Origin of the sequence: Agromyces sp. NPDC058484 (assembly GCF_042720415.1) — a bacterium.
GTDB lineage: Bacteria > Actinomycetota > Actinomycetes > Actinomycetales > Microbacteriaceae > Agromyces.
On record NZ_JBHXMP010000004.1, the window covers coordinates 123,759 to 148,917 of the forward strand.

Genomic DNA, 25,159 nt, shown 5'->3' on the forward strand with positions numbered 1-25,159 from the left:
GTCGGCGTCAAGTCGCTCCCGTGCGTGGTGTAGTCCGGGCTCGGCCCCCTCGCGACGCTGACGCAGCGGGAACGAAGGGCGAGCCGTAGGCTGTGGCTATGCAGCCCGACTCCGCTGGATTCGCGATCGCCGTCGCCCAGTTCGCACCCGGAGCCGACGGCGCGGCGAACCTCGCCGAACTCACCCGCCTCACCGAACTCGCCGTGTCGCGCGGGGCACGACTCGTCGTGTTCCCCGAGTACTCGAGCTACTTCACGCCCGAGCCCGGCCCCGACTGGCGGGAGGCCGCGGAGCCGGTGGGTGGCGCCTTCACCGAGCACCTCGCAGCGCTCGCGAGCCGGCTCGACGTGCACGTGGTCGCCGGACTCATCGAGCGGCTCGACGACGACGACCGCAGGGTCGGCAACACCGTCGTCGCCGTCGCGCCCGGCGAGGGCGTCGTCGCGCACTACCGCAAGCTCCACCTCTACGACGCGTTCGGGCAGCGCGAGTCGGAGTGGGTGGCGCCGGGGGAGGCCGGCGAGCCCGAGACCTTCGAGGTGGGCGGCATCCGCTTCGGGCTGCAGACCTGTTACGACGCCCGCTTCCCCGAGGTCACCCGGCGCATCGTCGACGCGGGCGCCGACGTCGTATGCATGCCCGCCGAGTGGGTGCGCGGCCCGCTGAAGGAGGCGCACTGGCGCGTGCTCACCACGGCGCGGGCGCTCGAGAACACCATGTACGTCGCCGCGGCCGACCATGCGCCGCCGGCGGGCGCCGGCAACAGCATGATCGTCGACCCGATGGGCGTCGAACTCGCGACGATCGGCGAGTCGACGGATGTCGCGGTCGCCTGGATCTCGCGCGAACGCATCGATGCCGTGCGACGCGTGAACCCCGCGCTCGAGCTTCGCAGGTTCGAGGTCAGGCCGCGCTGAGCCGCGAGAGCCGCGCCGACGCCTCCTCGAGCACGTCGTGGCGCTTGCAGAACGCGAAGCGCACGAGGCTGCGGTAGGCGTCGTGGCGGTCGGGGTGCACGAACGCCGACACCGGCACGCCGACGACGCCGGCCCGCTCGGGAAGCTCGCGGCAGAGCACCGCGCCGTCGTCGTATCCGAGCGGTGCCGCGCCGGCGACGATGAAGTAGCCGGCGTCGGGGAGCGGGATCGCGAAACCCGCCGCCTCGAGTCCGCCCGCGAGCACGTCGCGTTTCGCGCGGAGGGCGGCCGCGGCATCCGTGAACACCGCATCGGGCAGCGCCAGGCCGGTGGCGATCGCCGGCTGGAACGGCGCGCCGTTCACGTAGGTCAGGTACTGCTTCACGGCGAGCACGCTCGTCACGAGGTGCGCCGGCGCCGTGAGCCAGCCGATCTTCCATCCGGTCGTGCTGAACGTCTTGCCGCCCGAGGAGATCGTGATCGTGCGCTCGCGGGCGCCCGGCCGGGTCGCGATGGGCCGGTGCGGTGCGCCGAACGTGAGGTGCTCGTACACCTCGTCGGTGACGATGACGGCGTCATGGCGGATCGCGAGCTCGACGACGCGGTCGAGGACGTCGTCGCCCAGCACCGTGCCCGTGGGATTGTGCGGCGAGTTGACGAGGATCACGCGGGTGCGATCGGTGACCGCCGCGTCGAGCTCATCGAGGTCGGGTCGCCAATCCGGGAACAGCAGGGGCACCGTGCGGTGCACGCCGCCCGCGCGGGCGATGAGGGCGGCGTAGGCGTCGTAGTACGGCTCGAAGGTGACGACCTCATCGCCCTCGTCGACGAGCGCGAGGATCGTCGCCGCGAGCGCCTCGGTGGCACCGGCGGTCACGAGCACCTCGGATGCCGCGTCGACCTCGAGCCCGTACCACCGCAGCTGGTGCGCGGCGATCGCCTCGCGCAGCACGGGCGCGCCGATGCCGGGCGGGTACTGGTTCACGCCGTCGGCGATGGCCTGGCGTGCCGCCTCGAGCACCTCGGCGGGCCCGTCTTCGTCGGGGAATCCCTGCCCGAGATTGATGGCGCCGGTGCTGGCGGCGAGGGCGCTCATCTCGGCGAAGATCGTCGCCGCGATCGTGCCGTCGGCGGCGAGCAGGCCCGCGCCGGCCGCCGTGCGCTGCCAAGGGCGGAGTCCGGGTGCGGGGGAGAAGTCGCTCACGCTCTCACCGTACGTCAGGGTGAGGCCGCTACGCTGGCGCAGGGCGTGCCCGGCGGCGGCATCCGCGTTGGGATGAATCACTGCTGGGGGATAGCCGGATCACAGACTTCGCCGATGCCGCACACAGCTTCCGGCGGGATGCTGGCATCAGCTTGGAAGGAGCACAACATGACTGAGAGCACCGAAGGCCCCACGGGCGAGGTCCGCGAGGGGAACGATGTCCGCGAGGGCGATGGCGTCGAGACCGCCCCTGCCGCGACCGCCCCGACTGCGCCCAGCGCCGACGCCACGCCCGCCGCGCCCGGCGCCCACGTGGCACCCGCCCCGCCGGCCGCCGACGTCGCACCCGCCGCCCCGGCCGCCACGGGCACCGTGTACCAGCCCGGTCAGGCGCCGCAGCCCTACCACGCCCCGCAGCACATGAACGCCACCGCGCCGACGCAACCGTTCGACGGCCAGGTTCCACCGGCGTTCGGCGGGCCGCGCCCGGCTGAGACGCAGCCCACCACGCCGCTCGCGGGCGTTCCGCCCTACGGCGCACCGGCCGGCGCGCCCGCACCGCCCGCACCCGCAGCCGACGCACCGGCCGGCGAGCAGCCCGCGCGCAGGCAGCGCGTCGGGTTCGGCGTCGCCGCCGCGATCGTGGCCGCCGCGCTCATCGGCGGCGCATCCGGCGCGGGCGTCACCGCGCTCGTCACGAGCAATCAGCAGCCGGCCTCGAGCGAGAGCGCGGGCGACGCGCAGAACATCGTCGTCAACGACGCCGACTCCGTGAACCAGATCACGGCGGTCGCCGCGAAGGCGAGCCCGAGCGTCGTCACGATCTCGGTGACCGGCGGTCAGGCAGGCGGTTCGGGCTCAGGCATCGTGCTCTCCGACGACGGCTACGTGCTCACCAACACGCACGTCGTCACGCTCGACGGCGCGACCGGCGATCCCTCGATCCAGGTGAAGACGCACGACGGGCACCTCTACGATGCCGAGCTCGTCGGCACCGACCCGCTCTCCGACCTCGCCGTCATCAAGCTCGCGGATGCCTCGGGCCTCACGCCGCTCGAGTTCGCCGACTCCGACGAGCTCAACGTCGGCGACACGGCGATCGCCATCGGCGCCCCGCTGGGCCTCGCCGGCACCGTGACGAACGGCATCGTGAGCGCACTGAACCGGTCGATCGACGTCGCGTCCTCGGCGGCACCCGAGACGCCCGACGACGCTCAGGAGGGTGAGGGCGGCCAGGGCGACGGCTCCGAAGAGCGTCCGTTCGACTTCTTCTTCGACCTGCCCGACCCCGACGGTGGAGAGCAGCAACAACAGCAGCCCACGAGCGCGGGCCAGGTGTCGCTGCCGGTCATCCAGACGGATGCCGCGATCAACCCGGGCAACTCGGGCGGCGCGCTGCTCGACTCCGAGGGACGGCTCATCGGCATCAACGTCGCGATCCTCTCCACGGGCGGTGCGAGCGCCGAGGCCGGCAACATCGGCGTGGGCTTCGCGGTTCCGTCGAACCTCGCCGAGCGCATCGCCAAGGAGATCATCGAAACGGGTTCGGCGACGCACGGCCTCCTCGGTGCGACGGTCACGGCCGCCGAGGCCGACGATCGCAGCGACACGGTCGGCGCCCTGATCTCCGAGGTGAGCACCGGCGGCGCGGCCGCGCAGGCGGGCCTCCAGCCGGGCGACGTGGTCACCGAGTTCAACGGGGTCCCGATCACCGACCAGACCGACCTCACCGCCCAGGTGCGCGCGCTGCCCGGCGGCGCGACCGCCGAGATCACCTTCACGCGCGACGGCGAGTCGCAGACGCTCGACGTCACGCTCGGCACGTTCGAGGGCTGACACACCGGGGCATGACGGGCCGGGGTCTTCGGACCCCGGCCCTTCATCGATCGCGGGCGACCCGGCTGCTAGGCTCGATCGACCCGAGCGAGTGAGGAACATGCCCGACCTGCACCACCAGGCGACTCCGTCGCCGCTCGTCGGCGTCTCGTACGTCATGCCCGTGCTGAACGATGCCACGCACGTGCGCGCGGCGGTCGAGTCGATCCTCGCCCAGGACTATGCCGGGCCGGTCGAGGTGCTCATCGCGCTCGGGCCCTCGATCGACGGCACCGCCGAGCTGGTCGCCGACCTCGCCGCCCGCGACACCCGCGTGCGGGTGCTCGAGAACGAGGTCGGTTCCACCCCCGCCGGGCTCAACATCGGCATCCGCGCGGCACAGCACGACGTGGTCGTCCGCGTGGACTCGCACTCGATGCTTCCCTCCGACTACTCGCGCATCGCGGTCGAGACCCTCGAGCGCACCGGCGCCGACAACGTCGGCGGCATCATGGATGCGCGCGGCGAGACCGCCTTCGAACGCGCGGTCGCGATCGCGTACACGACGAAGGTCGGACTCGGCGGCTCGGCCTTCCACGTCGGCGGCGAGGAGGGTCCGGCCGACACCGTCTACCTCGGCGTGTTCCGGCGCGCCGCGCTCGAACGCGTGGGCCTCTTCGACGAGGCGATCAAGCGCGGCCAGGACTGGGAGCTGAATCGCCGCCTCCGCGAGACCGGCGGCACGGTGTGGTTCACGCCCGCGCTCGGCGTCACGTACCGGCCGCGTTCCACGCTCGAGCGCCTCGCGCGGCAGATGTTCTCGACGGGGCTCTGGCGCGGGGAGCTCGCTCGGCGGTTCCCGTCGGCGAACGGCATCCGCTACTTCGTGCCGCCCGTCATGGTCGTCGGCGTCGTGCTGGGACTTGCCGTCGGCATCGCCGGCATCGTGCAGGCGGCACTGGGCGTCGCGCCGTGGCTCCTCCTCGGCTTCGCCGTGCCCCTGGTGTACCTGCTCTTCGTGGTCGTGGCGGCGCTCGTGTACGCCCGCGGTCGAGGCGTCGGCACCGCCGCCTGGTTTCTCGTAGTCTTGCCGTGCATACACGTCTCGTGGGGGGTGGGCTTCGTGCTCGGATACCTCGCGCTGACGAGCAACATCGCAGGGCACACGGGAAGGTGACGCGGATGTCGCAAGCCGGGCAGCATCCGGCGAGGCCCACGAGCATCGCCGAGCTCCGCGCCGTCACCCAGCCGCCCGAGGTGCGGGGGCGTCGCAACGCCGAGCACTGGACCGCGTCGCTCTACCTGCGGCGCTTCTCGCCGTACCTCACCTGGCTGCTCCTGAAGACGCCGATCTCGGCGAACGGCGTCACGGGGCTCATGATCCTCGTCGGCTGGTCGACCGCGGCGGCGCTGCTCATCCCCGGCGTCTGGGGCGCCCTGCTGGCGGTCGTGCTCGGCCAACTGCAGATGCTCGTCGACTGCTGCGACGGCGAGGTCGCCCGCTGGCGCCGCACCTCGTCGCCCGCCGGCGTCTTCCTCGACAAGGTCGGCCACTACACGACCGAGGCGCTGATCCCGCTCGCGCTCGGCATCCGCGCGGCCGCCTACCCGCTGGAGTTCCCGGCCGACTTCCTCTGGACGACCATCGCGGCGCTCCTCGCGCTCGTCATCGTGCTGAACAAGGCGCTGAACGACATGGTGCACGTCGCACGTGCGAACGCCGGGCTGCCGAAGCTCGCCGACACCCACGGCGAGACGGCGCCGCGAGGCGGGCTCATCGCGACGCTGCGCAAGGCGGCGCGGTTCCTGCCCTTCCACCGGCTCTACCACTCCGTCGAGCTCACGCTCATCGCCCTCGTCGCGGCGCTCGTCGGTCTCATCGGCGGCCAACCGCTCATCGACCGCATGGTCGTGGCAGTGCTGCTCCCGCTCGCGCTGCTCTCGCTCATCGGCCACTTCGTCGCGATCATGGCGTCCCGCCGTGTCCGAGCCTGACAGCCGACCGGTCCCTGAGCCCGCCGGAGGGCCGCCCGCTTCGACGAGCTCAGCGAGCTGGGGCCGGCCGCGCGTCGGCGTCGTGGTGCTCACGATGGGCACCCGGCCCGGCGACCTCGCACGCGGCATCCGGAGCATCCTCGACCAGCAGGATGTCGCTGTCGACGTCGTGTGCGTCGGCAACGGGTGGGACCCGGCATCCGCGGAGCCGCCGCTGCCCGCGGGCGTCAAGACGCTGCACCTGCCCCAGAACCTCGGAATCCCCGCCGGTCGCAACCGCGGCGTCCCCGAGGTGGGCGGCGACGTGCTGTTCTTCCTCGACGACGACGCGTTCCTGCCGAGCCCGCGGTTCCTGGCCGACGGATGCCGCATGCTCGCCGCGCGGCCCGAGCTCGGCCTCATCCAGCCGCGTGTCGTCGATCCGACCGGCAAGGTCTCGCCGCGCCGCTGGATCCCGCGCATCCGCAAGGGCGACCCGGCGCAGTCGAGCAGCGTCTTCTCGTGCTGGGAGGGTGCGGTGCTCATGCCGCGTGCCGTGTTCGACGCCACCGGCGGTTGGGCCGACCCGTTCTTCTACGCGCATGAGGGCATCGAGCTCGCGTGGCGGGTGTGGGAAACCGGACACGTCGCGTGGTACGCGGGCGACCTCGAGGCGGGGCATCCGGTCATCGACCCGGCGCGACACGCGTACTACTACCGCCTGAATGCCCGCAATCGGGTCTGGCTGGCGCGGCGCAACCTGCCCCTGCCGCTCGTTCCGCTCTACGTCGCATCCTGGACCGCGATCCAGGTGCTGCGCTGGGCGCGGCGTCCGGCGGCGCTGCGCGCGTGGTTCGGCGGATGGCGCGCGGGCTGGCGGGAGCATCCGGGGCAGCGGCGGCCGATCCGCTGGCGCACGGTGTGGCGCATGACGCTCGCCGGGCGGCCGCCGATCGTCTGATGCGCTCGGGCCCGTCCGCCACGCGGCATCCGCTCAGGGCGCTCTCGCTACCCTTGGACGGTGGGATTCCGAAGAGACGCGCAGCGCGCCGTCAAGTTCGCCAGAGACGTCATGTGGTCGCGGCGCGCCCAGCGGGAGCTCGTCGCACGCTTCGCCGAACGGCCGCCGGTCGCTCCGCACCGGTTCCGCATCGGCGTGTACTTCGCCGACGGACGGGTGAACCTCTACCAGCTGCGGCAGTGGTACAAGCCGCTCGCCGAGCTCGCGAAGCGGCATCCGGTGCTCATCCTGAGCCGCACCTCAGGGGCGACGCTCGACCTGCTCGACGAATCGCCCCTTCCGATCGCGCACGTGCGCCGCGTCGCCGACCTCGAGCAGGTCATCCACGACCAGGACCTGCACATCGTGTTCTACGTGAACCAGAACGCGAAGAACTTCCAGATGATGCGCTACGGGCGCCGCTGGCACGTGTTCATCAACCACGGCGAGTCCGACAAGATGTACATGACCACGAACCAGTTCAAGGCCTACGATTACGCCCTCATCGCGGGCGACGCGGCCAGGGCGCGGCTGGAACGTGTGCTCTGGGACTACGACTTCGACAAGCGCGCCATCCCGATCGGCCGTCCGCAGGCCGACCACTACCTCGACGGATCGCCGTTGCCGTACGCACCCGATGAACGCGAGGTCGTGCTCTACGCGCCGACGTGGGAGGGCGACCGCGGCGCCGCGGCCTACGGCTCGATCGCGTCGCACGGGGTGCAGCTCGTTCGCGGTCTGCTCGCGACCGGGCGGCATCGCGTGATCTACCGGCCGCACCCGCGCTCGGGCGTCATCGATCACGACTACCGGGCCGCGAATCGTGCCATCATCGCGGCGATCGCCGCGGCCAACGCCGCGGATCCCTCGGCACAGCACGTGTACGACGACGGGCCCTCGCTCGGGTGGCAGCTCGCGGCGGCGGATGTCGCGATCGTCGACATCTCGGCGATGGTGTACGACCGGCTGGCCGCGGGCAAGCCGCTGCTGGTCACTCGTCCGGCCAACCCCGAGGCGCAGATCGACACGGGCGGGTACCTGCAGGCGTGCGAGTGGCTCGATGCATCGGATGCCGCGACGATGGTCGCCCGCATCGACGAGGTCGCTCATGACGAGGCCGCCCTCGCGCGGCTCGGCGCGTGGGTCGAACGCTACTTCGGCGACACCAGCCCGGGCGTGACCACCGAGCGGTTCCACGCCGCCGTCGATCACCTCCTGGCCGAATGGGAGCGCTTCGCGGCGCTGCACGCCGGCGAGGAGGACGTCGACGAGTTCGAGGAGGAAGACGAGGACGAGGCGGAGGCGCTCGGGGCGTAGCGGCGCGGGCTCGGTCGTCAGGTCAGGTGACGTCGTCTGGGGCGGCGCTGGAATCATCCGGGGCCGCGTCGTCGGGCGTTTCGTCTGCACGTTTCCGCCCGATCCCGCGGCCGGCCTTGCGCGCGACCGAGCGAAGCCCACGGGATGTCGAGACGGCGAGCTCTCCGACGGCGGTACCGGCCCGTGACATCCGCGTGGCCGTCGACCGCAGCACGGTGTCGCGCTCGCTCGGTTCGAGCACGGGCGGCACGGTGGCGGGCGGTGCGCCGAACGCGAGTCGCGACTGCTGCAGCACCTTGCGGCCGAGGAGGTGGTTGCCGACGCCTCCGATGGCGGCGCCGATGCCGAACGGGATGGCCTTGCCGATGATGCCGGCGCCACCGCGTACGGCGAACTGCCTGATGAAGACGGTGCGAAGCCGGTCGACGACGCCGCCCATGATGGCCTTCGGCATGCTGTTCGTGATGAGCTCGCCCCAGTACACGTTGCGGGGCGCGCCCTTGCCGCTGGCCTGGCCGGCGAACTGGCGCACGAGGTCGATGCCCTCCCGTCCGAGCATCAGCGTCATCACGAGGGCTCTCGCGCGGTCGGGGTTCTCGACCGCGATGCCGTGCACTTCGGCGACGGACTGTGCGAAGAGCGCGGTCGCCTCGAGGAACCCGGCCGTCTCCACGCCCGACAGCGCAAGCGTGACCCCTGTGCCGATGCCGGGCACGACGGCCGTCGCGCCGACCGCTGCGCCGCCGGTCGTGACCGCGGCGAGGTAGCGGCGCTCGAGGATGCGCACGAGTTGCTCGGGTGTGGCGTGCGGGACCCTCCGACGGATGCTGCGCAGGTGCGCCACGACGATCGGACGCTGGATGTGGAGCATCACGTCGATGCCGCGCTCCACGCCATGGGATCGACCCTGGTCGGTGGCGGGCCGGCCCGGGCCCGGCTGGTCGCGGTCGGCGGCGCGCTCGCCGGGGCCGGCGTCGGCCTCGGCCTCGGTACCCGACTGTGCCTCGCGCGGCGCGTCGGATCCCATCGAGGTGATCTTGTGCACTCGGTCGGGCATGCGGTCGATGATAGGCGCTGCCGCTGAGTTCCACGACGGGGTTGCGTGCGGCCGGGCTACTCCTCGTTGGAGGGGAACACCTTTCGCGCGATCGCCTGCACGTCGCGGTCGATCGCATCGACCCGGTGCTCGAGTCGGCCCATCCGTTCTTCGAACCGGTCCAGCCGATCCTCCACCCGTTCGAATCTGCGGTCGACCTGTTCGAATCTGCGGTCGACGTGCTCGAAGCGAGCGACCATCTCGTTTCGCAGTCCGCCGATCTGCGCCGAGACGGCTCGCATCATGAGCTGGGTGGTCAACGTGATCGTGCCGACGAGCGACGCGGCCAACACGCCGATCACCGCCCAGATCTGCGGCTCCGTCAAACTGATCACGCTCCAATCATCCGGTGTTGCTGAGCAGATTGCCAGAGTGGCGGGCTCACCGGCCGCGCGATCCCGCTGATGGAGCGGAAGGTAGGGTCGCGTGAACGGTGGAGGACGGGTTACTTGCCCGTGCCGTGGTCCGCGTTGTACCGGTCGAGCACGTCGTCGATCGGTCCATCGAGCACGAGGGCGCCCTTGTCGAGGTAGAGGCCGCGCGTGCAGAAGCGACGCAGGTCGCGTTCGTTGTGCGACACGAAGAACAGCGTGCGGCCGCCGGCGAGGAGTTCGTCGATGCGCCGGTAGCACTTCTCCCGGAAGGCCTTGTCGCCGACGGCGAGCACCTCGTCGACGAGCATGATCGGCTCCTCGAGCTGCGAGATCACGGCGAACGCGATGCGCACCTTCATGCCGCTCGAGAGGTGCTTGTAGGGCGTGTCGAGGAAGTCGGCGAGGTCGGCGAATCCGACGATCTCGTCGAACTTCGCATCGATCTGCGCCCGCGTCATGCCGTGCAGGCCGGCGGTCAGGTACACGTTGTCGCGCACGGTGAGGTCGTCGACGAACCCGCCCGTGATCTCGATCAGCGGCGCGACGCCGCCCGAGACCTCGACCGTGCCCTCGTCGGCGATCATGACACCTGCGACGAGCTTCAGGAGCGTGGACTTGCCCTGGCCGTTCCGGCCGACGACGCCGATCGCCTCGCCGGGGCGCACGTGGATCGACACGTTCCGGAGTGCCCAGAACTCGTCGGGGCGAGTGCGGCGGCGGCGTCCGGCGAGGAGGTCCTTGAACGAGCGACGACCGCGCCGGTTGCGCCGGAAGCGGATGCCGAGACCGTCGGTGCGGATCGCGGTTTCGGCCGCCGAGACGGCAGCGGCAGGGGCATCCGTCATCAGATCTCCTTCAGCACCTGGCGCACGCTGCCGCGGAAGACGAGCAGGCCGACCACGAGCAGCGCGAGCGACATGGCGGCGGAGATCACGACGTTGAACCAGTCGAGCTCGTCGGGGAAGAACCCCGCCCGGTATAGCCCGAAGATGCCCGTCAGCGGGTTGAACGCCGCCCAGAGGTGCAGCTCGTCGGGCAGGTTCGAGACCCCGTAGATGATCGGCGAGGCGTAGAAGAGAAAGCGCAGCACGAGCTTGACCGCGCGTTCGAGATCGCGGAAGAACACGACCAGCGGGGCGACGATGAGGGCGACGCCGACGGTGAGGATCGTCTGCAGCACGATGGCGAGCGGGAAGAACACCAGTTCCCAACCCACCCTCGAGTCCGGCGCCAGCAACACGAAGAGCGCGAGCACCGGCAGCGAGAACACGAACTCGATGCCCTTCGAGAGCACGATGCGGTTCACCCAGATCGTGCGCGGGATCATGGTCGACCGCACGAGCTTCGCGTCCTTCAGGAACGCCCGCGTCGAATCGGAGATCGCGCCGTTGAACCACATCCACGGCAGCAGCGCCGCCAGGAGGAAGACGATGTACGGCTCCGTGCCGACCGGCCGCTGGAAGACCTGGGTGAACACGAACCAGTAGATACCGGCCATCAGCAGCGGATCGAGCACCGACCAGAGGTATCCGAGCACCGAGGTCGAGTACCGCACCTTCAGGTCGCGGGTGGTGAGGAGCCAGAGCGAGTGCCGATACCGGATCCAGGGCGTCCGCTGGAGCGGATGCGTCTCGCCCGCACCCCCGACCGATACCGCGCTCATCACGATCTCATCGTAGATGCCCGGCGGCGGTAGGTTTGAAGGCGGGCGGGAGGCGGAGTGCCGCACCCGGTCGGAAGGAAGTGCCGTGCACCGCACCAGTACCCGCGTTCTCCTGAGTTGCGCCGCGATCGGCGTCGTCGGCGGCATCGTCGCCGGCGCGTCGGGCTATCTCGCCGCCGCCTTCGCGGCCTTCGGGCCGCTTCTCTACGGCATCACGGTGGGCACCCACTTCCTGCCCAGCGTGGTCGCACTGTCACTGCTCAAGCGCCCCGGCACCGCCGTGCTCGCCGGTGTCATCGCCGGGCTCGTGGGCACCGCGTTCGCGCCATGGTGGATCGTGCGCTACCTCGGCACGGGGCTGCTCGTCGGCGTGCTCCTCGAGGTGCCGTTCCTCATCACGGGATATCGCCGCTGGGACGCGTGGCTGTTCTACGCCTCGGCCGTCTTCTCGGGCGTCGTGATCGCCGCCGGCGTCTTCATCGGCCTCGGAGCCGAGTACTACCCCGTCTGGGCCTGGGCGATCGCGCTTCCGCTCTGGGTGGGCAGCCCCGTCGTGTTCACGTGGATCGGCCGACTCATCGCGGCTCGGCTCGCGAGGGCCGGGGTCGCGCAGGCGGCCTGAGATCGCGAAGAGCGGATGCCACGAGGCATCCGCTCTTCACTGCTGTGGTGCTGCGATCACACGAAGTGGTTCGCACGCTCCAGGTCTTCGGCGAAGTCGATCTCGACCGCGTAGAGGTCGGAGATGTCCATCGGCTCGACGAGCATGCCGTTCTTCTCGATGGCGAGCTCGATGCCGCGCTCGAAGTAGTCCTGGTCGCCGACGCGCTGCAGGTGCGCGAGGAGCGTCGCCTTGTCGCGGCTCGACACGTAGTTGATGCCGACCGCCTCGCCGAGGCCGCCGCGCACCGTCTTCGAGAGCTCCTTGATGTAGCCCTCGGCGGTCGTGGTGTACTTCACCTCTTCGTCGGACACCTTGGCGGTGTTGACCGTGACGAAGGACTGGTCGCGCACGATGAACGGCAGCGCGCGGTCGAGGATGCGCGGGTCGAACACGACGTCGCCGTTCATCCAGAGCACGCCGCCCGCCTGCGACGCCGCGAGGGCGCGCATCAGGCTCTTCGACGTGTTCGTCTGGTCGTACTCCTCGTTGTAGACGAAGGATGCCTGCGGGAACGCCTCGATGATGTGCTCGAGCTTGTAGCCGACGACGATCGTGACGTCGGCGTTCGCGCCGAATGCGTGCCCGATGTTGTCGAACTGCTGGCCCATGATGGTGCGGCCGTCGCTGAGTTCGGTGAGGGGCTTGGGAAGGGATCGCCCGAGCCGGCTCCCCATGCCGGCCGCGAGAATCACGATCTGGGTGGTCACTGCATCTCCTTCGGTGGGTCGGATGTCACGGGGCTCGTCGCCGAGCGTTCGACCCTCGTTCATCCGCAAGTTCACATATGGACACGCCGTTATGCCGGAATTCAGGATACCGGGCGAACAGGGCCGCCACCTCGAAAAGTTGGACGGTCGTAGTGGGATCGTGATGCGATGTTCAGGAGATGTACAGCTATCGGATGACTCGGTGGGCCGTCGCAGAACCGATCCGGCGGTACTGGTTGGTAGGTTGTCTGGGTGACTTCCGTTTCGCTCTCTGATCATGACGACGAAGCTCCCGAAGGCACCGGCACGGGGGTGTCCGCCGATCGGGGGCGGCCGGTCGAGCCCCGGGTTCCGCGAGCCGAGAAGTCGGCGGATGCCGCGACGACGCCGGATGCGCCGAAGTCCCCGCGCACCCCGAAGCCCTCCAAGTCGCCCGCCACGAAGCGCGCGAGCACCGCGAAGGCTCCCCGAACGGCCGCCGCGAAGAAGGCGGCAGCCGACTCCGAGACCGACACGGGTGGCGAGACGGAAGCGTCGGCACCGTCTGCGCCATCGAAGCGCACCGCGGCCTCGCGGGCCGCTTCATCGAAGGCGGCCGCTGAGCGCGGCGAGGCCGCGAAGAAGACTCGGGCCTCCCGCTCGTCTGCGGCGAGCACACCGGCGGAGCGAAGCCGTGCGGCATCCGCCGCCTCCACGAAGCGCCGGACGCAGCGTGTCGCCGCAGCGCTCACTGCAGAGACCACCGCCGCTGAGCGGGCGAAGAGCAAGGCGAATGAGGTCGACGCCTCGGGCGCCGGGTCGGCGCCTGTCGACGAGATCGACGAGACAACTCGGGAGCGGCCCGCGGCCCGCGGCAAGGGTGCCGCCGCGGCGGCCGGCGCCGCGAAGGCGGCCGTCGCTGCGGCCGTGATCGCCGATGACGCCATCGCGGAACCCGGCTCGACCACGCCGCGGTCCGCCGACGTGGCGCGGCCGACCGCAGATCCGGTGGCGGCACCCGCGCCCGAGGCATCCGTCGACGCATCCGCCGAGGCGGAAGTGGTCGCCGAGGCCGAGAGCGTCGCCGAGGTCGACGCTCCCGCCGAGGTCGAGGCTCCCGCCGAGGTCGAGGCTCCCGCCGAGGTCGAGGCTCCCGCCGAGGTCGAGGCATCCGACACACCGTCGGGCGATCAGGCCGTCGTGGTCATCCCGGCGCCCACGACGCCCGCGCCGCGCAAGAAGCGCACGATGCGTGTCGCCCGTCCCGCACCCGCGCCAGATGCACCGCGGGTGCTCGCCATCGAGGGGCTCGTGAAGCGGTTCGGCGACAACACGGCCGTCGACGGCATCTCCCTCGACGTTCGAGCCGGTTCGTTCTTCGGCATCGTCGGCCCGAACGGCGCCGGCAAGACGACGACGCTCTCGATGGTCACGGGGCTGCTCCGCCCCGATGCCGGCAGCGTGCACATCAACGACATCGACGCGTGGGCCGATCCGCGTGCCGCCAAGCGCGCCACCGGCGCGCTTCCCGACCGGCTTCGGCTCTTCGACCGGCTCACCGGGGCGCAGCTGCTGTACTACGCCGGCTCCCTGCGCGGGATCGACGACCGCACGGTGCGCGACCGCAGCGTCGAGCTCATCGCCGCGTTCGGCCTCGAAGATGCCGTCGATCGGCTCGTCGCCGACTACTCCGCTGGCATGACGAAGAAGATCGCACTGGCCTGCGCGATGATCCATGCGCCGCGCCTGCTCGTGCTCGACGAGCCGTTCGAGTCGGTGGACCCGGTCTCGGCGGCGAACCTCACCGAGATCCTCGAGCGATACGTGGGCGGTGGCGGCACTGTGCTGCTGTCGAGTCACGGCATGGATCTCATCGAGCGCGTCTGCGACTCGGCCGCGATCATCGTCGGCGGTCGGGTGCTCGCATCCGGCACGCTCGACGAGGTCCGCGCGGGGCAGACCCTGGAAGACCGCTTCGTCGAGCTCGCCGGCGGACGCAAGGCAGCGGAGGGCATGGAATGGTTGCACAGTTTCTCCGACTGAAACTGCGCCTGCTCGCGAACATCTTCCGGCGGAGCCCCTGGCAGGTCGTCGGCATCGTCGTCGGGCTCGTCTACGGGCTCGGTGCGGCGGCGGTGCTCTTCGGGGCACTCGTCGGGCTCCGTTTCGTCAGCGATGTCGAGCTCATTCGCGACGTGTTCATCGTGGGGGGCACCGTCACGATGATCGGCTTCGTCGTGTTCCCCCTCGTCTTCGGCGTCGACGACACCATGGACCCGCGCCGATTCGCGCTGTTCGGACTCCCCGACCGAACCCTTGCGATGGGCCTCGCGGCCGCAGCGACCATCGGGATCCCGGCGCTCGCGCTGGCGATCGTGCTCGCCGGAACCGTGGCCACCTGGTCGCGCGGCGCCGGCGAGACGTTGTTCGCGATCCTCGCCGCCGCGATCGCGTTCGTCACCTGCCTGCTCCTCGCGCGGGTCGCCACCGCGCTCGCGTCGGTGCTCCTCTCCACCCGCCGGGCGCGCGAGGCGAGCGGGGTGCTGGGCATCCTGCTCATCGTCATGCTCTCGCCGGTCATCGTCGTGCTCGTCACGCTCGACTGGGCGGGCTCCGGTCTCCGGGTGCTCGAGTCGATCGCAGGGGTGCTCGGGTGGACTCCGCTCGGCGCCGCCTTCGCCGCACCCGGTGATGCCGCGGCCGGCGACTGGGGACCGGCGGTGCTGAAGCTCGCGGTCGCCGTGCTCACGCTCGGCGCGGTGTGGCTCGCGTGGCAGGCCCTCGTCGCGAAGATGCTCGTCACACCCGGCCGCGAGGCATCCGCGAAGAGCTACCGTGGGCTCGGCTGGTTCGACCGGATGCCGCACACCGCGTCGGGCGCGGTCGCGGCCCGCAGCATCACCTACTGGTTCCGCGACGCGCGGTACTGGGTGTCGATCCTCATGGTGCCGGTCGTGCCCGTGCTCGTGTTGGTGCCGCTCGGCGTCGCGGGCATCCCGTTGGCCTACACGGCGCTCATCCCGGTGCCCCTCATGTGCCTGCTCCTCGGGTGGTCGCTGCACAACGACACCGCGTACGACAGCACCGCGATCTGGCTGCACGTCGTCTCGGGCGTGCCCGGCCGGTCCGATCGCGCCGGCCGCCTCGTGCCGGTGCTCGTCGCAGGGGTGCTCGTCATCGGCCTCGGCGGTGCCGCAACGGTCTTCGTGCTCGATGACTGGCGACTCCTGCCGTCGCTCATCGGGGTGAGCACGGCGCTCCTGCTCGCCGGGCTCGGCGTCGGCTCGATCACGTCGGCACGGTTCCCGTATCCCGCCGTGAAGCCCGGCGACAGCCCGTTCCAGCAGCCGCAGTCGACCGGCGCCGTCACCGCGCTCGTGCAGTCGATCACGATGTTCGGCTCGCTCCTCGTGGCGCTCCCCGCGATCGCGCTCGCCGCCCTCGGCATCCTCGTCGACCCCGCGTGGCATGCCGCGGCGTTCGCGGCGGGCGTCGGCCTCGGCGTGCTCGTGCTCGCCGTCGGCATCTGGCTCGGCGGGCGCGTGTTCGACCATCGCGGGCCCGAGATGCTCGCCGCCGCCCTTCGCGCCTGACGCGGGTGCGCCGCACCGCGGGACCGGCGAGATCGGCTGCGCACGGGGCATCCGCGCGTAGAATCGAGCGCATGATCGAACCCGTGCGCGCGAGCATCGCAGACCCCGACGCCCCCGGCGGAGGCACCTCCGTGCTCGACCGCGAACTGGAGAAGCTCCTCGAAGAGGAGGCCATCGAGCCCGGCGACCACGAGCGGTTCTCGCACTACGTGAAGAAGGAGAAGATCCTCGAATCGGCGATCACCGGCAAACCGGTGAAGGCGCTGTGCGGCAAGAAGTGGACGCCGGGGCGCGACCCCGAGAAGTTCCCGGTGTGCCCGACGTGCAAGGAGATCTACGAGCGCATGAAGGCGGAGTAGGGTCGCGATACGCTCGCCGGCGCTTGCTGCTCGACCACCGGCGCCTCAGCGGAACGTCGTCGGAATGACGGGTTCGCCGCGCCCGAGGCGGAACGCCTCGATGGGCAGTTCCTGCATGATCTCGGCGCGATGCACCCGCGCCGCGGCCGTGCCCTCGGCGCCCAGGAACGCGGGGTCGGCAACCCCGTGCTTCATCAACTGCACCATGAGCGGTCGAAGCCGGCTGCCGGCCTCGAACTCGTCTTCACCGTCTGGGCCGTCGCCGACGAAGACGATCTCCTCGCGGGCCGTGCGCGCCGCATCGAGTCGGCGTGCGGCGTTCTTGCGACCGCCGACGCTCGACTTCTGCGTCGACGCTTTCGCGACGGCGACCCATCCACCCGCATCGTCGCGTCGCGCAACGAGCTTGTAGACCATGCCTGCGGCCGGGGAACCCGATCCGGTCACGACCGCGGTGCCCACCCCGTAGGAATCCACCGGGGCGCCCGACAGGCCCGCGATGGTGAACTCGTCGAGGTCGCTGGTGACGGTGATCCTCGTGTCGACGGCGCCGAGGCCGTCGAGTTGCTCGCGCACTGCCGCGACGACGGTGGGAAGGTCGCCTGAGTCGATGCGCACGGCGCCGAGTTCGGTGCCCGCGGCCTGCACTGCGCGCACCACGCCCTGCCGGATGTCGTAGGTGTCCACCAGCAGCGTCGTCTTCGGCCCGAATGCGGCGACCTGGGCACGGAAGGCGTCTTGCTCGGTGTCGTGCAGGAGGGTGAACGCGTGCGCGGCGGTGCCCATGGTGGGGATGCCCCAGGTACGGCCCGCCTCGAGGTTCGACGTGGCATCGAAGCCGGCGATGTACGCCGCACGCGCCGCGGCCACCGCCGCATGCTCGCTCGTACGCCGGGATCCCATCTCGGCGATCGGCCGGCCGAGCGCGACCGACACCATGCGCGCGGCGGCGCTCGCGACCGATGAGTCGTAGTTCAGCGTGGAGAGGACGAGGGTCTCGAGCATCACGGCCTCGACGAACGTCGCCTGGATCGTCACGAGGGGTGAGCCGGGGAAGTACGCCTCGCCCTCGCGGTATCCCCAGATGTCGCCCCGGAAGCGGTAGTCGGCGAGCCAGTCGATGGTCTCGGGGCGCACGACCCCGTGTTCGCGAAGCCATTCGAGCTCCGCCTCCTCGAAACGGAACCGGTCGATCAGCTCGAGGAGGCGTCCGGTGCCGGCGACCACGCCGTAGCGGCGGCCGTCGGGCAGCCGTCTGGCGAACGCCTCGAACAGACTCTCGCGATTCCCGGTGCCGTCGCGCAGCGCGGCATCCACCATCGTCAGCTCGTATCGGTCGGTGAAGAGCGCAGCAGACCCGGTCACACCGGTCAGCCTAGTGCTCGGGCCTCTCCGGTCCCGAGCGGCGCGGGGGGTGCTGCGGCGGGCGCGGCGCGACCGACCGCAATCGCGTTCCCGGCGGTGATCAGCACGAGGCCGGCGATCTGCCAGGGGCCGAGGGACTGGCCGAGCACGACGAGGCCCGCGACGGCGGCGGCCGCAGGGTGCACGCTTTGCAGCACGCCGAAGAGCGGGCGCGGCAGCCACCGGAGCACGATGAGGTCGATCGAGTAGGGGAGGGCCGACGACAGGATGCCGGCGGCGAGGCCGACGACCGCGACGTGCAGAAGTTGCTGCGGCGCGAGCCCGATGAGCGCGATGACGAGGAGCGGCGAGGTGAGGATCGCAGCGACCAGACTCGCGACCGCCGTGCCCCCGATGCCCGGTAAGGTGCGCCCGGCGCGCTGGCTCAGCAGGATATATGCGGCCCAGGCTGCGGCGGCGATGAGGCCGAGGAGGACGCCGACCGGATCGAGTCCTGGCACCGTGCCGGTGAGGAGGACGACGCCGGTGCCCGCGATGACCGCGCAGGCGAGGTCCAGCCGCCGCCGCGAGCCGAGGAGCGCGACGGCGAGCGGGCCGAGGAACTCGAGGGTGACGGCGAGCCCGAGCCCGATGCGCTCCACGGCGCCGTACAGGGTGAGGTTCATCACGACGAGCACGAGGCCGAGCAGCACGGAGGGTCGAACGCTCGACCCGTGCAACCGGCGAAGGTGCGGTCGGGCGACCGCGAGCAGCGCGATCGCCGCGACGGCCTGGCGGAGCGCGACGACGCCGGCGGGCCCGACGAGCGGGAAGATCGTCGCGCCGACCGCGGCACCGACCTGCACCGACAGGGCACCGCCGACGGCGGCACCCGCTGCGATCCGCTCCCGTGACATGACAGCAACGCTACGGACGTATTGGTGCAAAGTGAAATGCAATCAGCGCTTATTGATACGTTGAATGCATGGAACTCGAGTTGCGCCAGCTCCGTGCTCTCATCGCGGTCGAGGAGGAGCGATCGTTCACCGCCGCCTCTGAGCGGCTCGCGATATCGCAGGCGAGCGTCTCCCGATCGCTCGCGGCCCTCGAGCACACCCTCGGCACGCCGCTCATGCACCGCACCACGCGCAGGGTGGAGCCCACCGACGCCGGCGTCGCGTTCGCCGGAACCGCCCGCCGCGTGCTCGCCGAGCTCGACCGCGCGATGGCGGAGGTTCGCGGCGAGCAGTCGACCGTGCGGATCGGCTACGCGTGGGCCGCACTCGGGGTGCACACCACGCCCGTGCTCCGTGGCTGGAACCGCCAGCACGCCGACACTCCGATCCGGCTCGTTCGTGTCAACCGACGCGACGCGGGCCTCGTCGATGGTCTCGTCGATCTCGCGATCGTGCGGCATCCGGTCGAGCGTGCCGATCTCGAGTCCGAGTTCGTCGGCGTCGAGCCGCGCGTCGTCGCCATGCCCGTCGACCACCCGCTCGCCGACCACGACGTGGTCGGCCTCGCCGAGCTCGTGCCGTACCTCGTCGCCGTCGACCGGCACACCGGCACCACGACTGCGACACTCTGGTCATTCGCCGGCCACGAGGTGCCGTCGATGACGGAGACGGCCGACGTCGAGGAATGGCTCGACCTGATCGCCGCGGGCGACGCGATCGGCGTCACCGCCGAGGCGACGGCGCACCACTATCCGCGGCCCGGCGTGGTCTTCGTGGCGATCGACGATGCGCCGCCGATCGAGGTGCACGTCGCCTGGCACCGCCAGCTCCGGCATCCGGCGACCATGCGCATCGCCCGGGCCATCCGGGCCGCCTACGACGGCGCCGGGCTCACCTAAGCTTGGATGTCGTGACTGACGCACCGATCGGGATCTTCGACTCCGGCGTCGGCGGTCTCACGGTCGTCCGCGCCGTGAAAGATCAGCTGCCGCACGAGTCGATCCTCTACATCGGCGACCTCGAGCACTCGCCCTACGGCCCGAAGAAGATCGCCGACGTGCGCGGCTACGCGCTCGCCGTGCTCGACGACCTCGTGACGCAGGGCGTGAAGATGCTCGTGATCGCCTGCAACACCGCCTCGGCGGCGATGCTCCGCGATGCGCGCGAGCGGTACGACGTACCGGTCGTCGAGGTGATCCAGCCCGCCGTGCGCCGGGCGGTCGCCACGACGCGCAACGGCCGGGTCGGGGTCATCGGCACCGCCGGCACGATCCAGTCGCGCGCCTACGACGACGCGTTCGCCGCGGCGCCCCACTTGGAGCTCTTCTCCGCGGCGTGCCCGCGGTTCGTCGAGTTCGTCGAGGCCGGCGTCACGAGCGGTGACGAACTGCTCTCGCTCGCCGAGGAGTACCTCGCCCCGCTCCGCGCCGCCCACGTCGACACCCTCGTGCTCGGCTGCACCCACTATCCCTTCCTCAAGGGTGCGATCTCGTACGTGATGGGCGACGGGGTCGCGCTGGTCTCGAGCGACGTCGAGACCGCCAACGACGTGTATCGGGTGCTCGTGGACGGCGGCATGGAGCGCCGGGCCGCCGCACCGCCCACATATCGCTACGAGGCGACGGGCGACTCCACGAGCGCGTTCCTCGACCTCGCGCACCGACTCATCGCCCCCGAGATCCCGAGCGTCGAGCTCGTCGAGACGGGGGCCGTGACCATTCCCGACCGTCCTTCGACACGCTCAGGGACCGAACTTCGACAGGAGAACGCATGACCGAGGCATCCGCCACCGAGACCGCCCCCGCCACCGACAGCGCGACCGGCACCCCGACCGGCACCCCGACCGGCCTCGTACGTGCCGACGGCCGCTCGGCCGCCGAACTGCGACCGGTGACGATCGAGCGCGGCTGGAGCGCGCACGCCGAGGGCAGCGCCCTCATCTCATTCGGCAGCACGAAGGTGCTCTGCACGGCGTCGTTCACGAACGGCGTTCCGCGCTGGATGACCGGCAAGGGCAAGGGCTGGGTCACCGCCGAGTACGCGATGCTGCCGCGCTCGACCAACACCCGCAACGACCGCGAGTCCGTGAAGGGTCGCATCGGCGGCCGCACCCACGAGATCAGCCGTCTCATCGGCCGCAGCCTGCGCGCCGTGGTCGACATGAAGGGGCTCGGCGAGAACACGATCCAGATCGACTGCGACGTGCTGCAGGCCGACGGAGGCACCCGCACGGCGGCGATCACGGGCGCCTACATCGCGCTCGTCGACGCGATCGAGTGGGCCCGGGAGCAGAAGTTCATCGGGCAGCGCGCGAAGCCGCTGATCGACACGGTCTCGGCCGTCTCGGTCGGCATCATCGACGGAACGCCGATGCTCGACCTCGCGTATACCGAAGACGTGCGTGCCGAGACCGACATGAACGTGGTCGCCACCGGTCGCGGCCTCTTCGTCGAGGTGCAGGGCACTGCCGAGGGTGCGCCGTTCGACCGGCGCGAACTCGACTCGCTGCTCGATCTCGCGTTGGCGGGCACCGCCGAGCTGACCCGCATCCAGCAGTCGGCACTCGCCGAATCGGATGGGGCGATCGAAGCAGGCAGGGCGGCCGGGGCGCCCGGCGCATGAGCCTGGAGTTCGTGCTCGCGAGCCACAACGCGCACAAGGTGCGCGAGTTCCAGCGCATCATCGGCGAGCGGATGCCACAGGCGGTCGTGCTGCCGTACGACGGTCCCGAGCCCGTCGAGGAGGGCGTGACCTTCGCCGAGAACGCGTTCATCAAGGCGCGCACGGCGGCGGAGCACACCCGCCGGATCGCGCTCGCCGACGACTCCGGCATCGCCGTCGACGTGCTCGGCGGTGCTCCGGGTGTCTTCTCCGCCCGGTGGGCGGGGTCGGCGGCGGGCGACGAGGCGAATGTGCGCCTGCTGCTCGACCAGCTCAGTGACATCCGCCGCCCGCTCCGCGGTGCGGAGTTCCGCTGCACGATCGCGCTCGTCGTGCCCGAGGCGGTACTCGCCGGCGGCCTCGAGTTCGCCGCAGAGGGCCGCTGGCGCGGCACTCTCGCCTACGAGCCGCGCGGTTCCCACGGGTTCGGCTACGACCCGATCTTCGAGCCCGACGGCCTCGAGGTGACCGCGGCAGAACTGCGGCCCGAGCAGAAGAACGCGCAGAGCCACCGTGCCCGGGCGTTCGCCGAACTCCTGCCCGAGCTCGAGCGGGTCGCCGACCTGGTCGTCTGACGCTCAGTCGTCCCCCGACACGAGTGCGTTCAGGTCGCCGACGGGGCCGAGGTGGCCGAGCTTCTCCGGGTTGAGCTGGTTGCCCAGCACCGCGACACGTCCGCCCTCGACATGGAGCATCAGCACGCTCAGCGTCGAGCCGTCCCGACTCGAGACCCGCAGCCGACTCGCCGTTTGCCCTCGTGCGTGCCGCGTGCACGTGCATCCCCGCCCCGCGCCGCGCGAGGCCCGCGAGGAACCGCGCCACCGGCACGGCTCCGTGCAGCGGATGCCGCACGGCCGGCGCCTTCCCGCCGCCGTCGGCGTAGAACACCACGTCGTCGGCGAGCACACTCGCGAGCGCGTCGACGTCGCCGGCGTCGAGGGCGGCGAAGAACGTGTCGAGCAGCGCGGCATCGCGCGCGGCATCCGCATCGAATCGCGGCCGGCCGTCGGCGATGCGGGCGCGGGCGCGGTGCATGATCTGCCGGCACGCGGCCTCGTCGCGTTCGACGATGGTCGCGATCTCGGCGTAGTCCATCACGAACACCTCGCGCAGCAGGAACACCGCGCGCTCGACCGGACCGAGCCGTTCGAGCACGGCGAGGAAGGCGAACGAGAGCGTCTCGTCGCGTTCGACGCGGCGGGCGGGGTCGGCATCGTCGTCGGGCAGCGGCTCGGGCAGCCACGTGCCGGTGTAGACCTCGCGGGTGCGCCGTGCCGAGCGCAGAACGTCGATCGCGAGACGGGTCACGACGGTCGACGCGAACGCCTCGGGCCGTTCGATCGGCTCGCCGTCGACGGCGCGTTCGTGCATGCGCACATAGGCGTCCTGCACGACGTCCTCCGCCTCGGTCACGCTGCCGAGCATGCGGTAGGCGATCGAGAACATGAGCGGGCGGAGTTCGCCGAGTTCCGCTGTCCTGGCGGGCATGATCCGAGCATGGCACAGGCGTTTCCGGCGCGGGTGTCACAGATCGCCCCGCTCATCCGTCGGAGGGGGTGAACAGGGAGGACGATTCACATGCGAGTCTTCATCGCCGGCGCCACGGGCGCCGTTGGCACGCGGTTGGTGCCGTTGCTGGTGGCAGCCGGCCACGACGTCGTCGGCACGTCACGAAGCGCAGGGCGCCTCGGCGCGATCGAGGCTGCGGGAGCGACCGGCGTGACCATGGACGGGCTCGACGCGGCATCCGTGCGCACCGCCGTGCTCGACGCACGACCCGACGTGATCGTGCACCAGCTCACCGCCCTCGGCGGGATCCGGTTCGACCCCAGGCACTTCGACCAGGCGTTCGCGATGACGAACGCCCTGCGGACACGCGGCACCGACCACCTGCTCGCCGCCGCGGCGGAGGCCGGCGCCGGGCGGTTCATCGCCCAGAGCTTCACGGGCTGGCCGAACGAGCGCACCGGCGGGCCTGTGAAGACCGAGGAGGACCCGATCGACCCGTCGCCGGCGTCGGCGTCCCGCGAGACGGTCGCCGCGATCCGCCACGTCGAGCAGGCGACGACGGATGCCGCGGGCCTCGTGCTGCGCTACGGAGGGCTGTACGGCCCGGGCAACGCCATCGGCCGGGGCGGCGAGATCCTCGCCATGGTGGAGGCCCGGAGGCTCCCGTTGGTCGGCGGCGGCACGGGGGTGTGGTCGTTCTGCCACGTCGACGACGCGGCATCCGCCACCGCGATCGCGGTGACCCGCGGTGCGCCCGGAATCTACAACATCGTCGACGACGAGCCGGCGCCGGTGTCGCAGTGGCTTCCCGAGCTCGCGCGCATCGTCGGTGCGAAGCCACCGATGCGCGTTCCCGCGTGGCTGGCGAGGCTGCTCGTCGGCGAGCACGGCGTCTCGCTCATGACGAAGATCCGCGGCTCCTCGAACGCGAAGGCCAAGCGCGAGCTCGGCTGGGAGCCGCGCTACCCGAGTTGGCGGGAGGGATTCCGCACCGGACTGGGCTGACGCGACCGGGCTGAGAACGCGACTCATTCCCATCACGGCGAGGTCGGCGAATCCCGGCCTACGCTGGAAGCAACATGACACGTTCGCACGACCACGCCCACGCCCATGCCCACGGGGCGAACGCGAACCGCACCCGCCTGTGGGTGGCGATCGCGATCATCGGCGCATTCCTCGTCGTACAGGTGATCGGCGCGTTCGTCAGCGGTTCGCTCGCCCTGCTCGCCGACGCCGGCCACATGACGAGCGACCTCATCGGACTCGTCGTCGCACTCGTGGCGGCGATGGTCGCAGCACGTCCGGCGACCGACCGGCAGACCTACGGGTACCGGCGCGCCGAGGTGTTCGGGGCGCTCGTGAACGGCGTGATCCTCGTCGTCGTCGCCGTCTCGGTGGCGGTGTCGGCGGTCGGACGCCTCGTGACGGGTGCCGAGGGCGAGTCGCACGAGGTGCAGGGCGTGCCGATGCTCGTCGTCGCCCTGCTCGGACTCGTCGCCAACGTCGCCGCGATGCTCGTGCTGCGCGCGGGAGCGAAGGACTCGATCAACCTGCGAGGGGCGTACCTCGAGGTGCTCGGCGACCTCATCGGCTCGGCGCTGGTGATCATCGCGGCCGTCGTGATCGTGACGACGGGTTTCGATGCGGCCGACCCGATCGCGTCGATCGCGATCGCCGTGCTCATCGTGCCGCGTGCGCTGTCGCTGCTCCGCGACGTGATGCACGTGCTCTTCGAGTCGGCGCCGGCCGACACCGATGTGGCCGAGATCCGCGACCACATTCTGCGCACCGCGGGCGTCGTCGCCGTGCACGATGTGCACGTCTGGCAGATCACGTCGGGTTCGCCGGTGTTCAGCGCCCACGTCGAGGTGGAGCCCGAGGTGTTCGCATCGGGCCGCACGGGCGAACTCCTCGACGAGCTCGGCGGATGCCTCTCCGATCACTTCGACGTCGCGCACTCGACGTTCCAGCTCGAGCCGGCGGGTCGCGCCGAGCAGGAGCATTCGTGGCATCCGTGATCGGGTCGA

At 71.0% G+C, this 25,159-nt stretch carries 25 protein-coding genes and 1 pseudogene; 16 read left to right on the forward strand and 10 right to left on the reverse strand.

Annotated features, from left to right (window positions below):
• Positions 1 to 98 precede the first annotated feature (98 nt).
• Positions 99 to 917 carry a carbon-nitrogen hydrolase family protein gene (locus tag ACFWN7_RS05100; RefSeq protein WP_376937646.1) on the forward strand — a complete coding sequence of 273 codons (819 nt, stop codon included), beginning with the start codon at positions 99 to 101 and terminating at the stop codon, positions 915 to 917.
• Here ACFWN7_RS05100 and ACFWN7_RS05105 read toward each other — a convergent pair.
• Positions 904 to 2,121 carry an aminotransferase class I/II-fold pyridoxal phosphate-dependent enzyme gene (locus ACFWN7_RS05105; RefSeq protein WP_376937736.1) on the reverse strand — a complete coding sequence of 406 codons (1,218 nt, stop codon included), beginning with the start codon at positions 2,119 to 2,121 and terminating at the stop codon, positions 904 to 906. The genes ACFWN7_RS05100 and ACFWN7_RS05105 overlap by 14 nt on opposite strands.
• A gap of 168 nt (positions 2,122 to 2,289) precedes the next feature.
• Between ACFWN7_RS05105 and ACFWN7_RS05110 the strand changes: the two genes are divergently transcribed.
• The 5 genes from ACFWN7_RS05110 (at position 2,290) to ACFWN7_RS05130 (ending at position 8,227) form a co-directional block, all read left to right on the forward strand.
• Entirely contained in the window at positions 2,290 to 3,957 is a 1,668-nt protein-coding gene (locus tag ACFWN7_RS05110; RefSeq protein ID WP_376937647.1) for a S1C family serine protease, read from the forward strand.
• Positions 3,958 to 4,057: 100 nt separating this feature from the next.
• Positions 4,058 to 5,113: a glycosyltransferase family 2 protein gene (locus ACFWN7_RS05115; RefSeq protein WP_376937648.1), complete on the forward strand. Its 1,056-nt coding sequence runs from the start codon at positions 4,058 to 4,060 to the stop codon at positions 5,111 to 5,113.
• Between the two features lie 5 nt (positions 5,114 to 5,118).
• A complete protein-coding gene (locus ACFWN7_RS05120; protein WP_376937649.1) occupies positions 5,119 to 5,931 on the forward strand; it encodes a CDP-alcohol phosphatidyltransferase family protein in 813 nt (270 codons plus the stop codon).
• A 94-nt stretch (positions 5,932 to 6,025) separates the two neighbouring features.
• Positions 6,026 to 6,871, forward strand: a complete 846-nt coding sequence (locus tag ACFWN7_RS05125; protein WP_376937737.1) for a glycosyltransferase family 2 protein — start codon at positions 6,026 to 6,028, stop codon at positions 6,869 to 6,871.
• A gap of 60 nt (positions 6,872 to 6,931) precedes the next feature.
• Entirely contained in the window at positions 6,932 to 8,227 is a 1,296-nt protein-coding gene (locus tag ACFWN7_RS05130) for a CDP-glycerol glycerophosphotransferase family protein (RefSeq protein WP_376937650.1), read from the forward strand.
• Positions 8,228 to 8,249: 22 nt separating this feature from the next.
• Here the strand turns inward: ACFWN7_RS05130 and ACFWN7_RS05135 are convergent, their stop codons facing one another.
• The 4 genes from ACFWN7_RS05135 to ACFWN7_RS05150 all read right to left on the reverse strand — a co-directional run bounded on the left by ACFWN7_RS05135 (position 8,250) and on the right by ACFWN7_RS05150 (position 11,360).
• Complete coding sequence (locus ACFWN7_RS05135) at positions 8,250 to 9,284, reverse strand: hypothetical protein (RefSeq protein ID WP_376937651.1); 1,035 nt, start codon at positions 9,282 to 9,284, stop codon at positions 8,250 to 8,252.
• A 56-nt stretch (positions 9,285 to 9,340) separates the two neighbouring features.
• Complete coding sequence (locus ACFWN7_RS05140; RefSeq protein ID WP_376937652.1) at positions 9,341 to 9,658, reverse strand: hypothetical protein; 318 nt, start codon at positions 9,656 to 9,658, stop codon at positions 9,341 to 9,343.
• A gap of 110 nt (positions 9,659 to 9,768) precedes the next feature.
• Entirely contained in the window at positions 9,769 to 10,542 is a 774-nt protein-coding gene (locus ACFWN7_RS05145) for an ABC transporter ATP-binding protein (RefSeq protein WP_376937653.1), read from the reverse strand.
• Positions 10,542 to 11,360, reverse strand: a complete 819-nt coding sequence (locus ACFWN7_RS05150) for an ABC transporter permease (protein ID WP_376937738.1) — start codon at positions 11,358 to 11,360, stop codon at positions 10,542 to 10,544. The genes ACFWN7_RS05145 and ACFWN7_RS05150 overlap by 1 nt, the downstream gene beginning before the upstream one ends.
• Positions 11,361 to 11,445: 85 nt before the next feature.
• Here ACFWN7_RS05150 and ACFWN7_RS05155 point away from each other — a divergent pair, with 85 nt between their 5' ends.
• Positions 11,446 to 11,982: an ECF transporter S component gene (locus tag ACFWN7_RS05155; RefSeq protein WP_376937654.1), complete on the forward strand. Its 537-nt coding sequence runs from the start codon at positions 11,446 to 11,448 to the stop codon at positions 11,980 to 11,982.
• A 56-nt stretch (positions 11,983 to 12,038) separates the two neighbouring features.
• Here the strand turns inward: ACFWN7_RS05155 and ACFWN7_RS05160 are convergent, their stop codons facing one another.
• Positions 12,039 to 12,731 (reverse strand): NTP transferase domain-containing protein, encoded by a 693-nt coding sequence (locus ACFWN7_RS05160; protein ID WP_376937655.1) that lies wholly within the window; start codon positions 12,729 to 12,731, stop codon positions 12,039 to 12,041.
• 252 nt (positions 12,732 to 12,983) lie between these two features.
• Here ACFWN7_RS05160 and ACFWN7_RS05165 point away from each other — a divergent pair, with 252 nt between their 5' ends.
• The 3 genes from ACFWN7_RS05165 (at position 12,984) to ACFWN7_RS05175 (ending at position 16,662) form a co-directional block, all read left to right on the forward strand.
• Complete coding sequence (locus ACFWN7_RS05165; RefSeq protein WP_376937656.1) at positions 12,984 to 14,753, forward strand: ATP-binding cassette domain-containing protein; 1,770 nt, start codon at positions 12,984 to 12,986, stop codon at positions 14,751 to 14,753.
• On the forward strand, positions 14,729 to 16,303 hold the full coding sequence (locus ACFWN7_RS05170) for a hypothetical protein (protein ID WP_376937657.1): 1,575 nt from the start codon (positions 14,729 to 14,731) through the stop codon (positions 16,301 to 16,303). The genes ACFWN7_RS05165 and ACFWN7_RS05170 overlap by 25 nt, the downstream gene beginning before the upstream one ends.
• A 71-nt stretch (positions 16,304 to 16,374) precedes the next feature.
• The gene (locus ACFWN7_RS05175) at positions 16,375 to 16,662 is read left to right on the forward strand and encodes a DUF3039 domain-containing protein (RefSeq protein ID WP_376937658.1); all 288 of its coding nucleotides are present in this window, start codon (positions 16,375 to 16,377) and stop codon (positions 16,660 to 16,662) included.
• A gap of 45 nt (positions 16,663 to 16,707) precedes the next feature.
• Here ACFWN7_RS05175 and ACFWN7_RS05180 read toward each other — a convergent pair whose 3' ends face one another.
• Together ACFWN7_RS05180 and ACFWN7_RS05185 are read right to left on the reverse strand one after the other, a co-directional pair.
• Entirely contained in the window at positions 16,708 to 18,027 is a 1,320-nt protein-coding gene (locus ACFWN7_RS05180) for a nicotinate phosphoribosyltransferase (protein WP_376937659.1), read from the reverse strand.
• Between the two features lie 5 nt (positions 18,028 to 18,032).
• Positions 18,033 to 18,923 carry a DMT family transporter gene (locus ACFWN7_RS05185; protein ID WP_376937660.1) on the reverse strand — a complete coding sequence of 297 codons (891 nt, stop codon included), beginning with the start codon at positions 18,921 to 18,923 and terminating at the stop codon, positions 18,033 to 18,035.
• A gap of 68 nt (positions 18,924 to 18,991) precedes the next feature.
• On the opposite strand from ACFWN7_RS05185, the gene ACFWN7_RS05190 reads away from it, so the two are divergent.
• From ACFWN7_RS05190 to rdgB, 4 genes are read left to right on the forward strand one after another with little or no spacing between them, the layout of a single operon-like run.
• A complete protein-coding gene (locus ACFWN7_RS05190; protein WP_376937661.1) occupies positions 18,992 to 19,861 on the forward strand; it encodes a LysR family transcriptional regulator in 870 nt (289 codons plus the stop codon).
• An 11-nt stretch (positions 19,862 to 19,872) separates the two neighbouring features.
• Complete coding sequence (gene murI / locus ACFWN7_RS05195; protein ID WP_376937662.1) at positions 19,873 to 20,736, forward strand: glutamate racemase; 864 nt, start codon at positions 19,873 to 19,875, stop codon at positions 20,734 to 20,736.
• The gene (gene rph, locus ACFWN7_RS05200) at positions 20,733 to 21,584 is read left to right on the forward strand and encodes a ribonuclease PH (RefSeq protein ID WP_376937663.1); all 852 of its coding nucleotides are present in this window, start codon (positions 20,733 to 20,735) and stop codon (positions 21,582 to 21,584) included. The genes murI and rph overlap by 4 nt, the downstream gene beginning before the upstream one ends.
• Positions 21,581 to 22,198: an RdgB/HAM1 family non-canonical purine NTP pyrophosphatase gene (rdgB, locus tag ACFWN7_RS05205; protein ID WP_376937664.1), complete on the forward strand. Its 618-nt coding sequence runs from the start codon at positions 21,581 to 21,583 to the stop codon at positions 22,196 to 22,198. Before rph ends, rdgB begins: the two co-directional genes overlap by 4 nt.
• A 3-nt stretch (positions 22,199 to 22,201) precedes the next feature.
• On the opposite strand, the gene ACFWN7_RS05210 is transcribed toward rdgB, so the two are convergent.
• Positions 22,202 to 22,324, reverse strand: coding sequence for a hypothetical protein (locus tag ACFWN7_RS05210; protein ID WP_376937665.1), 123 nt, complete (start codon positions 22,322 to 22,324; stop codon positions 22,202 to 22,204).
• An 88-nt stretch (positions 22,325 to 22,412) separates the two neighbouring features.
• Positions 22,413 to 23,111 (reverse strand): annotated as a pseudogene (sigJ, locus tag ACFWN7_RS05215) (RNA polymerase sigma factor SigJ); the annotation flags it as partial.
• Positions 23,112 to 23,201: 90 nt separating this feature from the next.
• Between sigJ and ACFWN7_RS05220 the strand changes: the two are divergent.
• Entirely contained in the window at positions 23,202 to 24,137 is a 936-nt protein-coding gene (locus ACFWN7_RS05220) for an NAD-dependent epimerase/dehydratase family protein (protein ID WP_376937666.1), read from the forward strand.
• A gap of 74 nt (positions 24,138 to 24,211) precedes the next feature.
• The gene (locus tag ACFWN7_RS05225; protein ID WP_376937667.1) at positions 24,212 to 25,150 is read left to right on the forward strand and encodes a cation diffusion facilitator family transporter; all 939 of its coding nucleotides are present in this window, start codon (positions 24,212 to 24,214) and stop codon (positions 25,148 to 25,150) included.
• The last annotated feature ends 9 nt before the right edge of the window (positions 25,151 to 25,159 follow it).